The sequence below is a fragment of the Bradyrhizobium sp. AZCC 1578 genome, assembly GCF_036924675.1.
In the GTDB taxonomy this organism is placed as follows: domain Bacteria; phylum Pseudomonadota; class Alphaproteobacteria; order Rhizobiales; family Xanthobacteraceae; genus Bradyrhizobium.
On sequence record NZ_JAZHRZ010000001.1, the window covers coordinates 5,429,896 to 5,443,722 of the forward strand.

Annotated in this window: 11 protein-coding genes; 3 read left to right on the forward strand and 8 right to left on the reverse strand. The window is 61.6% G+C overall.

Annotated elements, in window-relative coordinates:
- Window positions 1–3 precede the first annotated feature (3 nt).
- The 3 genes from V1290_RS26105 (at window position 4) to V1290_RS26115 (ending at window position 5,224) form a co-directional block, all read left to right on the forward strand.
- Window positions 4–1,848 (forward strand): type I secretion system permease/ATPase, encoded by a 1,845-nt coding sequence (locus V1290_RS26105; protein WP_334367027.1) that lies wholly within the window; start codon window positions 4–6, stop codon window positions 1,846–1,848.
- Window positions 1,845–3,209: an HlyD family type I secretion periplasmic adaptor subunit gene (locus V1290_RS26110; protein WP_334367028.1), complete on the forward strand. Its 1,365-nt coding sequence runs from the start codon at window positions 1,845–1,847 to the stop codon at window positions 3,207–3,209. The genes V1290_RS26105 and V1290_RS26110 overlap by 4 nt, the downstream gene beginning before the upstream one ends.
- 278 nt (window positions 3,210–3,487) lie before the next feature.
- Complete coding sequence (locus tag V1290_RS26115; protein ID WP_334367029.1) at window positions 3,488–5,224, forward strand: adenylate/guanylate cyclase domain-containing protein; 1,737 nt, start codon at window positions 3,488–3,490, stop codon at window positions 5,222–5,224.
- A gap of 836 nt (window positions 5,225–6,060) precedes the next feature.
- On the opposite strand, the gene V1290_RS26120 is transcribed toward V1290_RS26115, so the two are convergent.
- From V1290_RS26120 to V1290_RS26155, 8 genes are read right to left on the reverse strand one after another with little or no spacing between them, the layout of a single operon-like run.
- Window positions 6,061–8,382, reverse strand: a complete 2,322-nt coding sequence (locus tag V1290_RS26120; RefSeq protein ID WP_334367030.1) for a xanthine dehydrogenase family protein molybdopterin-binding subunit — start codon at window positions 8,380–8,382, stop codon at window positions 6,061–6,063.
- Window positions 8,379–8,858: a (2Fe-2S)-binding protein gene (locus tag V1290_RS26125; RefSeq protein ID WP_334367031.1), complete on the reverse strand. Its 480-nt coding sequence runs from the start codon at window positions 8,856–8,858 to the stop codon at window positions 8,379–8,381. Before V1290_RS26125 ends, V1290_RS26120 begins: the two co-directional genes overlap by 4 nt.
- The gene (locus V1290_RS26130) at window positions 8,855–9,724 is read right to left on the reverse strand and encodes an FAD binding domain-containing protein (RefSeq protein WP_334367032.1); all 870 of its coding nucleotides are present in this window, start codon (window positions 9,722–9,724) and stop codon (window positions 8,855–8,857) included. The genes V1290_RS26125 and V1290_RS26130 overlap by 4 nt, the downstream gene beginning before the upstream one ends.
- Window positions 9,725–9,729: 5 nt before the next feature.
- A complete protein-coding gene (locus V1290_RS26135; RefSeq protein WP_334367033.1) occupies window positions 9,730–10,512 on the reverse strand; it encodes an alpha/beta fold hydrolase in 783 nt (260 codons plus the stop codon).
- Between the two features lie 11 nt (window positions 10,513–10,523).
- Complete coding sequence (locus tag V1290_RS26140) at window positions 10,524–11,243, reverse strand: ABC transporter ATP-binding protein (RefSeq protein ID WP_334367034.1); 720 nt, start codon at window positions 11,241–11,243, stop codon at window positions 10,524–10,526.
- The gene (locus tag V1290_RS26145; protein ID WP_334367035.1) at window positions 11,233–11,976 is read right to left on the reverse strand and encodes an ABC transporter ATP-binding protein; all 744 of its coding nucleotides are present in this window, start codon (window positions 11,974–11,976) and stop codon (window positions 11,233–11,235) included. Before V1290_RS26145 ends, V1290_RS26140 begins: the two co-directional genes overlap by 11 nt.
- On the reverse strand, window positions 11,973–12,965 hold the full coding sequence (locus V1290_RS26150; protein WP_334367036.1) for a branched-chain amino acid ABC transporter permease: 993 nt from the start codon (window positions 12,963–12,965) through the stop codon (window positions 11,973–11,975). Before V1290_RS26150 ends, V1290_RS26145 begins: the two co-directional genes overlap by 4 nt.
- On the reverse strand, window positions 12,965–13,825 hold the full coding sequence (locus V1290_RS26155) for a branched-chain amino acid ABC transporter permease (protein ID WP_334367037.1): 861 nt from the start codon (window positions 13,823–13,825) through the stop codon (window positions 12,965–12,967). The genes V1290_RS26150 and V1290_RS26155 overlap by 1 nt, the downstream gene beginning before the upstream one ends.
- Between the last annotated feature and the right edge of the window lie 2 nt (window positions 13,826–13,827).

Consider the following 13,827-nt stretch of genomic DNA (forward strand, 5'->3'; position numbering starts at 1 on the left):
AACATGGCGGCCGCCGAGATACTGAGCAATCCGCCGCGCAGCCATTCTGCGGATCAGCTTCGCGTCGCACCCGGCGGCGAGGCTCGCGATCATCTTGGACCTGTCAACCCGCTGGCCGCCTGGCGTTCGGTCGCGCGCACGAACCTGATCGCGGTCGCGGCATTTTCGGTCGTCGTGAATCTGTTGATGCTCACGATGCCGATGTACCTGTTCCAGATATCCGACCGCGTGCTGACGAGCCGCAGCCTCGAAACCCTGCTGATGCTCTCGGCTCTCGCGCTGGCGTTCATCGGCATCCTCTCTATCGTCGACATTCTGCGTCGGCAGGTGCTGGGGCGTCTTGCGACCAAGATGGAGGCCTTGCTTGGCGCCGCAGTGCTGGCGAGCAGCATCAACAACGCCAGGGCCGGCGAGGGCGGGACCATCCAGGCGATCCGCAGCCTTCACCAGGTGCGCGGATTCATCTCGAGCCCCGTCATGCTTCTGCTAATGGACGCGCCGCTCTCGCCTCTCTACTTTGGAGTCATATTCCTCGTTCACCGAGATCTCGGCTGGATCGCCGTCGTGGCTGGCTTGGCCCTCGCGCTGATTGCACTGATCAACCAAAAAGCGACTTCGGAGCGTCTGGGCCAGGCAGGCCTGCATGCCGCCGAGGCCGATGCGGCGGCCGAGTCGCTGGCGCGAAATTCGCAGGTGATCAATGCGATGGGAATGCTGAGCGAGAGCATTCTCCATTGGGGTCGCCGGCAGGCGCCGGCCCTGACGGTGCAGAGCCAGGCTCTCGACCGGAATTTCTGGATCAGCGGTGCATCGAAGTTCGTCCGGCTCGTGGCCCAGATCACGATCCTCGGTACGGGCGCCTATCTGGCCCTCAATGCCGAGATCACCGGCGGCATGATGATCGCGGCGGCGATCATTGCCGGCCGCGCCCTGCAGCCGCTTGAGGGCTTGATCGAGGGATGGCGCAGCTGCGTTCAGGCGCGATCGGCCTATGCGAGCGTCAAGCAGGCGGTCGAGTCATTCCAGCGCGAGACGCCGAAGCTGCGCCTGCCCAAACCGCAAGGACGCCTGGCCGTGGATCGCGTCCTGTACCTGCCGCCAGGCTCGAAGGAGCCGGTGCTCAATGGTGTCTCGCTGGAGCTCGCGCCCGGAGAGTCTCTGGCCATTGTCGGACCGTCCGGATCGGGCAAGTCGACCCTTGCGCGCATTCTGGTGGGCTGTCTGACGCCGACCGCCGGTAAGGTCAGGCTGGACGGAACGGAGCTGCGCAACTGGGATCGCCGCCAATTCGGGGAATATACCGGCTACCTGCCCCAAGAGGTCGAGCTATTTCCCGGAACCATCAAGCAGAACATCTGCCGTATGCGCGACGACCTGCCCGACGCGAGCATCTATGAGGCGGCGATGTTCTCGGGCATCCACGACATGGTCTGTCAGCTGCGGCAAGGATACGAGACCGCGCTCGACCGCGGCGGCGGGCCGCTCTCCGGAGGACAGAAGCAGCGCATCGCGCTCGCGCGGGCGTTCTTCGGTAATCCATGCCTTGTCGTGCTCGACGAGCCCAACTCGAATCTCGACGCAGCGGGCGAGCAGGCCCTGACCGAGACCCTGCAACGCGCCAAGAAGCGCGGGGTGACCGCAGTGGTCGTAACCCTGCGCCCGGCGCTGCTGAACAGCGTGGACAAAGTGCTCATCCTGCGGGCCGGACACGCGGAAGCATTTGGATCTCCGAGCGACGTGCTGCATCGCCTGGTTCGGTCGCCCGGCGGGGCCGGCGGAGACAACCCAGAGCAGCCGCGACGCATCGAATCCTCGGGGGCCGGTGACCAGCGCGGGAGGACAGCATGAGAGCGGAAAAGGAGAGCATCGGCGAGTGGTACCGCAACGTTCCGCAGAGCGCCAAATGGCCCATTTTCACCGGCCTCGCGATGTTAGTCGTTTGGCTCGGTTGTTTCGGTGTTTGGGCCGGAGTCGCTCCACTGAACAGTGCGGTCGTCGCCCCGGGCACGTTCGTAGCCACCGGACAGAACAAGCTGATCCAGCACTTCGAGGGCGGCATTATCCGCGAGCTTGCGGCCAAGGACGGTGATGTCGTCGAGGCGAACCAGGTACTGGTTCGCATGGACGACACCGCTGCCAACGCCAAGCTGAGGCGGTTGGTTTTGAAGAAGTATCGACTGCTCGCCATGAAGGCGCGTCTCGAAGCCGAAATGAGCGCTTCAGAGACTATCGAAACTCCGGCCGCATTCAGCGAAAGCGCACGTGATCCGGAAATCCAAGCGATTCTTGAACGGCAACGTGCCGAACTGTGGGCACGCCGGGCTAGTCTCGTGACCCAGGAAAGCGTACTCGTGAAGCAAATCGCCGGACTGGAGGAAAGCATTCGCGGATATCAGGCGCAAGTGCAGTCTACCAAACAGCGTATTGCCCTGTTCGCCGAAGAGCTGAAGGACAAGAATTCGCTCCTTGGCCAGCAGTTGGTCCGCAAGTCGGATGTGCTCGCGCTGCGACGCTCCGAGGCGAGTCTCGGGGGGGAGCTCGGCGAGTATCTCAGCCGCATCGCCGATTCGAAGGAGCGGATCGCTCAGGCGAACGAAAGAATAGCCCAGCTCCACTCGACTGCGCTCCGGGATGCGATCAAGGAGCTGCGCGAGACCGAGGCGGAGCTGGACGACGTCGAGGAGCAGATTCGCGCCGCCCGGGACGTGGCCGACCGGGTCGAGGTCCGTTCGCCGGTCCGTGGCATCGTGGTGAAGAAGAACTTCCATACGCCGGGCGGCGTCGTCTCTCCTGGCGCCGTGATCCTTGAGCTCCTACCGATAGGCGAAGAGCGCATCATCGAGGCGCATGTGAATCCCAAGGACATTTCGCATGTTAGCGTGGGCCAGGAGGCGCTGGTGCGGCTGCCGGCGCTCAACCAGCGTATCACGCCTATGGTCGGGGCGAGCGTCATCTACGTGTCGGCGGACGCCTTGTCGGAGCAGGTGCAGGTGAAGGCCGAAACGCGCCCCGACAGTAACACGCGTCGGGACTTCTACATCGTTCGGGTGGGCCTGGACCAAGAAGATATTCTCAGACGCATGCCTGAATTTATCCCGACGCCTGGGATGCCCGCCGACGTTTACATCAAGACCGGAGAGCGTACGTTTTTCGAGTACATGATGAAGCCGGTGTTCGACAGCTTCTCCCGCGCTTTCCGCGAAACCTGAATGGACGAGCAATCTGGTCGTCGGCGGTAGGTACGCGGCCACGACCCGACCGACGTCCCGTCCGGAGGCGACGACTGTGGCTCCCAGGATGTCCGGAGTTGGCCCAAAGATGACGCGGACGTTGGAGCCACTGAACTCCGCTTTCAGGGTAAAGCGGACGTGGAGCAAGGCAGATCTGGATGCCAGGTTTTGACCCGTTCCGGGCATGAGCACAGCCGGACATCGGCCCACAATCCTGCTATAGAATGATTTAACTTCCCCGAGCCCGGGGGTGCGTCGTGAGCAGTGAGCACGTAGAGCGGCGACTGGCGGCTATTCTGGCGGCAGATGTCGTGGGCTCTTGTCGCTTAATGGGGATCGACGAAGAAGGCACGTTGGCGCAACTGAAAGCTCTTAGAAAGACGCTTTTCGATCCCAAAATCTCTGAGCACCATGGACGTGTCGTCAAGAATACGGGCGACGGTGCCCTCGTTGAGTTCGGCAGTGTGGTCGACGCCGTGCGATGCGCTGATGAAATCCAACGCTGCATGACAAAACAAAATGTTGATGTACCGCAGGACAAGCGGATCGAACTCCGCATCGGCATTCACGTCGGTGATATTATCATCGCTGATGGTGATATTTTTGGCGATGGGGTCAACATCGCCGTGCGCCTCGAAGCCCTCGCCGAGCCGGGCGGCATCGTGGTCTCCGGCAACGCCTATGACTATGTCAGGAACAAGCTCCAGGTTGGATTCGACGATATCGGCGCTCAAACTCTGAAAAACATCGCCGATCCTGTGCAGGCATATCGCATCAGTGGCACGCCTACAGTCGCAATAACCGTAGACCCGGTTGCGACCGACAAGCCTTCGGTCGCAGTATTGCCGTTTGACAACATGAGCAGCGGAAAAGAACAGCAATACCTCTGTGACGGAATTAGCGATGATATAATTACCGAGCTGTCACGGTTTCGACAATTGCGTGTTCTGGCACGCAATTCCTCATTCCAATTTCGCGGGCCAAATGTCGATGTTGGTCGCGTCAAGCGAGAACTTGGCGTTCAATACGTACTGGAAGGTAGCGTCCGGCGACTTGGAGAACGCATTCGCATCACTGCCCAACTTATTGACGCGTCAACGGGTCACCATGTGTGGGCAGATCGATTTGATCGGCGTCTGGAAGAATTATTCGATGTCCAGGATCAAGTGGTTCGGACAATCGTGGGTACTCTCGTAGGACGGCTGCAGGCCGACCGTGCTGATCGTGCTAAACGCAAGCCACCCACCAGCCTAGTCGCATATGAATGTGTGCTGCGCGGCGATGCCTTGCCCGTATACGACGACGTTAGCGAGGCCGAGGCGCGCCGTCTGTTCAGACGAGCTATCGAACTCGACCCCGGATACGCAAAAGCTTATGCGCTGCTCGCGTTTGCCATCTGTCGCGAATGGTACGTCGACATGAGTGGATCTAATGCTGCATTGGATCAAGCGTTAGTGCTCGCCAAGAGAGCCGTCGAACTTGACGATGGCCAGGAAACGTGTCTGGGGGCTCTGGGTTTTGTGCACACGTATCGCCAGTCGTACGATCTTGCCGAGCACTATTATGCAAGGGCTCTCGCGCTGAATCCGAACAGCCCGACTGTCTTGGCGAACTTAGGCGATTTGTACGTCCGTCTCGGAGAACCCTCGAAAGGCATCGATTACTTGAAGGAAGCGAAAGTGGTCGATCCCTTCTTTGCTCCGAAATGGTATTGGGGGGCGGTGGGCAGAGCGTACTTCGTGACACACCGATATGAAGATGCAATCGCGGCTTTCGCTCGTTACCCGAGTACAATGTATTGGGGGGAGGTGTACCTGGCGGCTTGCTATGCTTTGATGGGCAATATTGATCGGTCCAAACATCATGCTGCCGAAGTCCTTCACCTCATACCTGAGTTCTCAATCTCGCGCTTTATGCGGAAGGACCCGTACAGGCTTTCGAGCGATAGTAAACATCTGACCGATGCTCTTCGCCAAGCTGGGCTGCCGGAATGACAGTCGCATGTTCTGCTGGTGGACGCGGCTGCCCTAAAGGCGAAGAAGGATCGAACGCCTTGCACGTCCGGTGTCACGGGTAGACCGGACTTAATCCGCGAGGGCCTCGATGGCCGCTCTGGGTCAGAACGCAACCTCGCGGAGAGGGTCGCTTTTGGCGCAAAGCGGCCAATCGGCTGGACCCGCCCGTCTCACGAGGGGCCACTCTCGGGAATAACTGATCGCGTGACCCCGTCAGCTTTCTGCTCGGAAGCTGTCCACACTTGAGAAGGAGAGGCGGTGTGATGCGATAGGCTAGTCTTCGTCAGCGCGAGCGATATCGTCGAGCGCACGTATGATCTGGTGGGCTTTCTCTACTTCTCTAAGCTGGACGCGAATGATCTCATTGGCGTAAGCCTGCGCGCCCTTGCCGTCACGCGCGGCCGCTTCGGCCAGCCGTCTGTACAGCTCCTCGTCGATCTCAACGGATACCGGTACGAGTCGTCCTCCATAAGCCGGCCGAAGATATCAAAATCACGGATAAGGGACTACTCCGGAACGCCCTTGTGAGGGGCAGGAATGGCCTGTGTGCGAGCCTCTAATCTTCCTCGAGGAGAGCTGTCGTTTGCTCAGCTGAGGGGATTGGCTGCTTCGGGCCAAACACGCCGACGGCACGCTCGACTCACCCGATTCTACAACAGCGACGGCAGCAGCCGCAGTGCGCGCAGAGCGGCAGCTCTTGGGCAAAGCGGACGTTCCGGCGCGATGGCCCTTATCCGGCAGACGCTATGCGCGGACGCTGGTGCATGTAATGCGGTGACGGACTTACGGTCCCGGACAGCCTTGCACGCACGTCGTCATTTCTCGTCCAGCCATGTCACGACGTGCTGGGGCGAGATCGGGTGAAGCGCAATGAACGGTCCGTCCGGTCCCAGAGCATCTTCCACGGCTGATATCACGCAGGCGGCCGCCGGAATGGTGCCACCTTCACCGGCGCCCTTGACGCCGATCGGATTGCGCGGCGAAGGCGTTTCGATGTGATGGATTTCGATCCTCGGCATTTCCAACGCCATCGGCAGGAGATAGTCGCCGTAAGTGGTCGTGAGCGGCTGTCCTTCTTCGTCATAGATCATGCGCTCAAATAGCGCATTGCCAATGCCGTGCACGACGCCCCCACGGATCTGGCCGTCGACGATCAATGGATTGATCAGTCTGCCGCAATCGTGGACCACCACGTAGCGAACGACGCTGACGTCTCCGGTTTCGGGGTCAACTTCGACCTCGCAGGCGTTCGCGCCGTAGGCAAATGTCAGGGCATTGGAATTGAAATATGCCGTCGCAGCGAGATCGGGCTCCATGTCGCCCGGCAACGGGACTCCTGTATTTCCAGCGAGCGTGCGAGCGATCTCGGACAGTTTGATTTTCATATCCGGAATCCCCTTCACGTGCACGGCGCCGCCGCCGAGTTCAAGATCGTGTTCGCCCACTTCCAACTGATGGGACGCGAAGGCGATGGCCTTGGCCCGCACCTTGTGCGCAGCCAATTGCACCGAAGAACCTGCCGTGACCGCAATGCGGCTGGCGATGGTGGAGATGCCGAGTGGGAATTTAGCAGTATCGGCGGTTTCAACCGTCACGTCCTCGAGCTCAACGCCGAGCGCGTCAGCGGCAATCTGCGCGAATGCAGTGCGATGGCCCTGGCCCTGGCTGGATGCGCCGGTGGCGATAACAACCTTGCCGGCTGGCGTCACGCGAACGGACGCCCCTTCGAACGGCCCGAGTCCGGTGTCTTCGACGCAGGATGCGATACCCAGCCCGCGCAGCTTCCCGCGCCGTTTGGTTTCGCTGCGCCGCGCGTCGAAATTCGTCGCGTCGATCTTGTCGAGAACGAGATTCAGCGCGCCGACATAATCGCCGCTATCATAGGAGATCGGCGAACCGTCGCGTGCCTTCATGCCGGTGGTGTAGGGCATCTGGTCGGCGCGGACGAAACTGCGGCGCCGAACCTCCTCCCGGTCCATGCCAAGGTGGCGCGCGACGCGGTCGGCGAGGCGCTCAAGCAGGAATGCGACATTGGGTCGGCAGGCCCCACGTACCGGCGACGTCGGCACCAGGTTGGTGAGGACGACATCGATCGACAGATCAAGTGCCTCGAGGGCATAGGGGCCGGGAAAGCTGGCGAGGGCGGTGGCGGGTAGGATCAGGCCATAGGGGGCGTAGGCGCCATTGTCGTGAATACAGCGCCCGCGGATCGCGCGCATGCGTCCGTCCTTATCGAAGGCGACGTCCAGCGCCCAGGTCTGGCCGCGTTGTTGAGTCGTGGCGACAAAATGCTCCTGCCGATCCTCGATCCATTTCACGGGACGTCGGCTCTTGATGACGGCGAGAGCAACGGCGAATTCCTCGGCATAAACGTTGGCCTTCGGCCCGAACCCGCCGCCAACATCGGGCGTCATAACGCGAATGTCGTTCTCGTCGCGCTTCAGATAGGCGGCGAGATGCCGCCGGACCATGTAGGGCGATTGCGAAGAGGTCGAGATGGTCAGCGCATCGGTCAGCAGATCGATGTTTGCGACCACGCCGCGGCATTCTATCGAATGGCAACCGCCGCGATGAATGTCGAAGTGCTCGGTCAGCACATGATCCGCTTTGGCGAACACCTCTGCGCAGTCACCGAAGCCAGCCTTCATCGTGGCTGCGATATTGCTGGCGTGTTGTGAGTGCGTCTTGGGCGAATCGGGCTCGCGGGCGAGGGCGGCATCCGACACCGCGGGCAAGTACTCGATATCGAGCGTCACTGCGGCAGCGGCGTCCTCGGCGTTAGCGCGGTTATCGGCCAGCACGATAGCGATGGCTTCGCCGACATGGCGAATCTCTGTGTCGGCCAGTGGATGATAGGTGATCGGCGTCTTCAGAAGCGGATGTGGTGCCATTGGCGGCATCGGGCCGTGTGCGATGTTTGCGAAATCCGCCATCGTGTAGATCGCGACCACGCCCGGCATCGCTAGGGCGCCGCCCGTGTCGATGCTGCGGATCCTGCCATGGGCAAAGCTCGCTCGCACAAAGGCGGCATGCAGCATGCCGGGCAGATCGATATCGTCGACATATTGGCCTTTGCCCGCCAGCAGGCGTGCATCTTCCAGGCGGGTGACGGCGGCTCCAAAAAAACGTCCACTCATGTCCGGCTCGCCTTTGCGGATGCCGCGTCCAGCGCTGCCTGCACGATGCCCTCATAGCCGGTACAGCGGCAGATGTTGCCCGAGATCGCGATCCTGACGTCCTGCTCGGTCGGCGCGGGCGTGCTGCGCAAGTAGGCTTCGAGCGTCATCAGCATTCCCGGGGTGCAGAATCCGCACTGCAGGCCATGATTCTTTGCGAATGCCTGCTGGAGCGGCGACAGCGCACCGGGTTTGCCGAGGCTCTCGACAGTTTCCACATCGGTGCCGTCGATCTGAACCGCCAGCATGAGGCACGATCGCACCGGCGCGCCGTTCACGATCACGGTGCACGCGCCGCAGACACCGTGCTCGCAGCCAAGATGCGTGCCGGTCAGCCCGAGCGAGTGCCGCAGAAAATCGCCCAAATGAATCCGCGGATCGACCCTGACCTCGCGTCGTTCGCCGTTGAGCGTGAATGTCACGGAATGTTCGGTCATGACGGCCGCCGCATTGTGGTGCAGGCCTCGTTCAACGCCCGGCGGATCAGCACGCCGGCCAGATGACGTCTATAATCGGCGGTCACATGGACGTCTTCCATCGCATCGAGCGCGCTGGCTGCGGCAACGACGGGTTTGATGTCGAGACTGTCAACATGCTGGCCGATCAGCGTGCGTTCCGCTTCGGATAGGCGCTTCGGCGCCGCTTCGACGCCGAATGACAACAGTGCTGCATGCGTGATGCGGCCGTCCCTGCCGGCTTCGAGAAGAGCCGCGGCGCCGGCAATGGCGAAGTCGCCGTGCCTACGGGCATATTCCGCGAAACCGTAGCCGTGGCCGTCGGCCCATGGCTTGAAGCGAATCGCTTCCAGAAATTCCTGCTCGCCAAGCGCGGATTGCAGCAGCCCTTCGAACCACTCGCCGGCAGGAATAATGCGGCGGCCGCCCGGCCCGACGACGACGAACTCGGCGTCGAGGGCCGCGCACATTGCGGGCTGTTCGGCGGAAGGATCGAGGTGGCAACAACTCCCGCCGATCGTGCCGCGGGCGCGAGTCTGGATATGGCCGACATGTTCCAGTGCGCGGGTCAGCAGGGGCAGTCTGGATTTGACGAGGTCCGACGCCAGCACGTCAGCCTGTCGGGTCATAGCGCCGATCTCAATACTGTCAACGGCCTCGCGAATCCCGGCGAGGTTGGCAACGCGGTTGATGTCGATCAGATGATCGGGTGCGATCACCCGCAAATTCATCATCGGCATCAATGACTGTCCGCCGGCAAGAATCTTGGCGTTGTCCAGACGGGCCAACAGCGCGCCGAGTTCTTCGCGCGTTTGCGGACGGTGATATTGAAAGGGTGGTGCTTTCATCAGATTTACTTCAGGTCGAGGAACTTGGCGATAGCCTTGATGAACGCTTCGGGCGCCTGTGCCATCGGAGCATGGCCGCATCCAGGCATTTCGATAAGGTCGGCCTTCGGCAGCGCGCTGGCCAGCGTGCGTGCCATTTCAGGCGGTGTCGCGGCGTCACGTTCGCCCACCACCACCAGCGTCGGATTACGGATCTTCCCGATATCGGCGGTCAGATCGAGGGCTGCCAGCGCGTGACATGCTTCGGCGAAAAATTCCGGATTGGTCTTGACCAGCGCGTTGCGCCGCTCGGCCATGATATCAGGATTGACTGCGATGAAGTCCTCCGGGAACAGCCGTTTGAGAGCCACATCGACGATTGACTCCATGCCGCTTAGGCGCACGCGGTGAGCCATCGCATAGAACGACTGCTTGCCTTCCGGTGAGAAGCCGACGCCGGTGTCGGCCAGGACCAGCCGGTCGAATTGCGCGCCATGACGAATGGCCAGCGTGCTGGCGACAAAACCGCCGAAGCCATTGCCGAGGACGTCGGCCGTCGTTCCGAGGCCGAGCGCATCGAACAGGCCGGCGATGCGATCGGCAATCCCCTCGATGGTGGCGCCGGCCGATGACGACCCGCCAAATCCCGGTAGATCGGGAACAATGACACGTCGCTGCCGCCCAAGCGCAGGGACGATCTTGTCGAAGATGGCTCGATCTGCAAGCAACGAGTGGAGCAGCACGATCGGTTTGCCGGCGCCCGTTTCGACGATATCAAGGCCTCCCTCTCGCAAGCGAACGAATGTCATTCTTCAGCCTTTCAATAAACGCCGAGCAACTGCTCGACCAGACGATCGTTGGAACGCAGCGAGTCAACGCCTCCGGCGTGTGCGACGTAGCCGGTGTTGAGAACAACGACTTCGTCCGCGATGTCGAGCGCCAGCTTGATGTTCTGTTCGACGAGAATGATCGAAAGGCCGCTGCTGCGAAGTTGTTTCAGAACCGTTGCGACCTCTGCGACGATCTGGGGCGCCAATCCTTCCGAAGGCTCGTCAAACAGAATGACGCGCGGATTTATCATCAAGGCCCGGCAGATCGCGAGCATCTGCTGTTCGCCGCCGGACAGTGAGCCGGCCAGTTGCCGCTGGCGTTCCGACAGCCGGGGGAAGGTCGCATAGACCTGCTCGAGACCCCAGCCGGAGTTGTCCCCGGTCTTGCCGCGGCGAGCCGCCACCGTCAGGTTCTCGAATACGGTCAACGACGGAAAGATTCGCCTTCCTTGCGGGACGAGGCCGACGCCCTTCAACGAAATGGCCTCCGGTGACAGGCCCGCGATGGACTGGCCAAACAGATCGATGCGCGTGGCCTTGGCCTTGACCAGCCCCATGATCGCACCGATGCAGGTGGTCTTGCCGGCGCCGTTGCGACCGAGCAGTCCAAGGACTTGCCCCTTCTTCACATTGAAGGACAGGTCGTGCAGGACGTGGCTCTCGCCGTAGAAAGCGTTGAGGCCGCTGATCGTGAGCGCGTCAGTGTCCAAGATACACCTCCCGGGTCCTCGGATCGGCGACCACGTCGGCGCGGCTTCCTTCCACGACGACCTGTCCGTGCTGCATCACCGTGATCACGTCGGCGAAGGCGAGGGCGACGTCCATGTCGTGTTCGATCATGACAATGGTAACGTCGCGCGGAATGGATTGAAGCAGACGCTGAACGTCCTGGCGTTCGTCGGCGGAAAGGCCAGCCAACGGCTCGTCGAGCAGCAGCAGTTTTGGCTTTTGCGCGAGCGCCATCGCGATCTCAAGCCGCCGCCGCTCGCCATAGCTCGTCTCCGCCACGGTTCGGTCCGCAAGATGTTCGAGGCCGACAAGGGCAAGGGTTGCGCGCGCTTCATCCCAGAGCGGCGTCTGGCGGCGCAGATCGGACAATGGATTGAAGCGAATTTCCCGCAAGCCGACGAGTGAGATGACGACGTTGTGGAGCAGCGTGTTCTTCGAAAACAGCGTGATAATCTGGTAGGTTCTAGCCATGCCGAGATGGGTGCGCTGGTTGGCGGACTTCCTGGTCACGTTCTGGCCGAAGATCCGGATCTCGCCCTGCGACGGCGGGAAGTCGCCCGCGATGAGATTGAAGAACGTCGTCTTGCCGGCACCATTGGGGCCGAGCAACAGCCGCCGTTCTCCAGCCGGAATACGCATCGAGACATCGCGCACGGCTGGCAGTCCGCCGAAGAAGCGACAAAGCCCGGTGACCTCCAGAACAGGTGTCGTCATCGGGCGGAGTCCTTGGCGATGGCCGCAATCTTGTCTGCGCGTGGCTGGCTTCTCAAGGAGCGCACCCAGCGCGTAATGCCCGGCACCAGACCTTCGGGCATGAACAAGACGATCACGACAAAAATGACGCCAAGCAGGATCAGCCAGCGTGTGATGTAGGCGCTGACGACATTCTTGAGGATGACCACCAGTGCGGCGCCGACCACCGGCCCAAGCAGCGTGCCGGTGCCGCCGGCGATGACCATCAGCAGCGTTTCGGCCGACGTCGTGAGATGCAGCGTCTGAGGGCTGACGAACTGGTGGTAATAAGCATAGAGCAGGCCGCCGACCGCCCCCCAGAAACCGGCGAACACAAAGCTCAGCCACTGAATTAGCCACACATTATAACCCAGCGCCCGCATGCGTCGCGGCTGATCGCGCGTGCCTTGCAGGCTTTGCCCGAGTGCCGACTGGACGAAGCGCGCGATGCACCACAGCGCTATGCCGAGGAAGGCCAGAACGAAATAATAGAAAATGGCAGGGTCCATCAGGTTGAGGCCAAATGGGTGAGGCCGCTTGAGTCCGCCGAGCCCGTTGTCGCCGCCGGTCAGGCTGGCCCATCGATAGGCAACGCCCCACAGGATCTGGCCAAGCGCCAGCGTAATCATCAGAAATCCGAGACCTGATGCGCGTAGCGCCAGAAAACCGAACAGCATCGCCAGCACCGTCGTCGCTCCGATGGCGATCAGTGCGCCCGCAAGATGCCCGAAACCCGCATGGGCGGTGAGGTAAATAGACAGATAGGCCGCCACGCCGAGATAGGCGGCATGACCTAGCGATATCATGCCGCCGAAGCCGATCAGCAGATTGAGGCTGAGTGCGAGAATTGCCGCGATCACGACCTGGCTTGCGATGTTGACGTAGTAATCCGATGTCACCAGCCACGGCAGTGCCAGCAGCGCGGCGACCGCAAAGAGCCATGACAGCACGTTGAAGGACGGGGCGCGCATCAAATGGCCTGCCTTCCGAACAGGCCGGTCGGCCGCAGCGTGAGCACCAGGACCATTGGCAGGAAAAGGATCACGTAGGCGAGATCCGGAAACAGCGCCTGCCCATAGCTGTAGATGAAACCGATGATCAGGCTGCCGACAAATGCGCCGAGCAGACTGCCGACGCCGCCCAGAATGACGACGACCAGCGCAAGCGGCAGCATGTCGGAATCGAGGCCGGGATACACCGAAAGGATCGGTCCGGCCAGCACGCCTCCGGCGCCCGCCAGCGCCGAGCCGAGACAGAATACCGCGGAGAACAGCAGCGAAGTCCGGATGCCCATCGCGCGGGCCATGGGCAGATCGTCGACGCCGGCGCGGATCATTGCGCCGAGGCGGCTGCGTTCAAGCAGGAACCAGAGTGCGGCAGCGAGCGCGAACGCTACGCCAATCACGAACAGGCGATAGATCGGAAACGCCAGATTCGAGACGCGAAACGCGCCCGCCAATTCCCTGGGCATCGGCACCGGACGCGGGTCACCGGTCCAGATCCAGACGCAGGTGTCGGCGATGATGAACGCGATGCCGAGCGTCACCAGCACCTGCGCCAGCGGCTGGCCGTTCAGCCGGCGCAGGATGAAGCGCTCGATCACTGTCCCGAGGATGCAGATCGTGCCGCCGCCGATCAGGATCGCGATCCAGAAATTCACGCCGACCTCGATCGCCGACAGTCCGACATAGGCGCCGAGCATGAAGTATGCGCCATGCGAGAGATTGACGATGCGCATCAGGCCGAAGATCAGCGAAAAGCCTGACGCCAGAATGAACAGGAGGGATCCGAACGCCAGACCGTTCAAACCCTGAATGATCCAGAAATTCATGC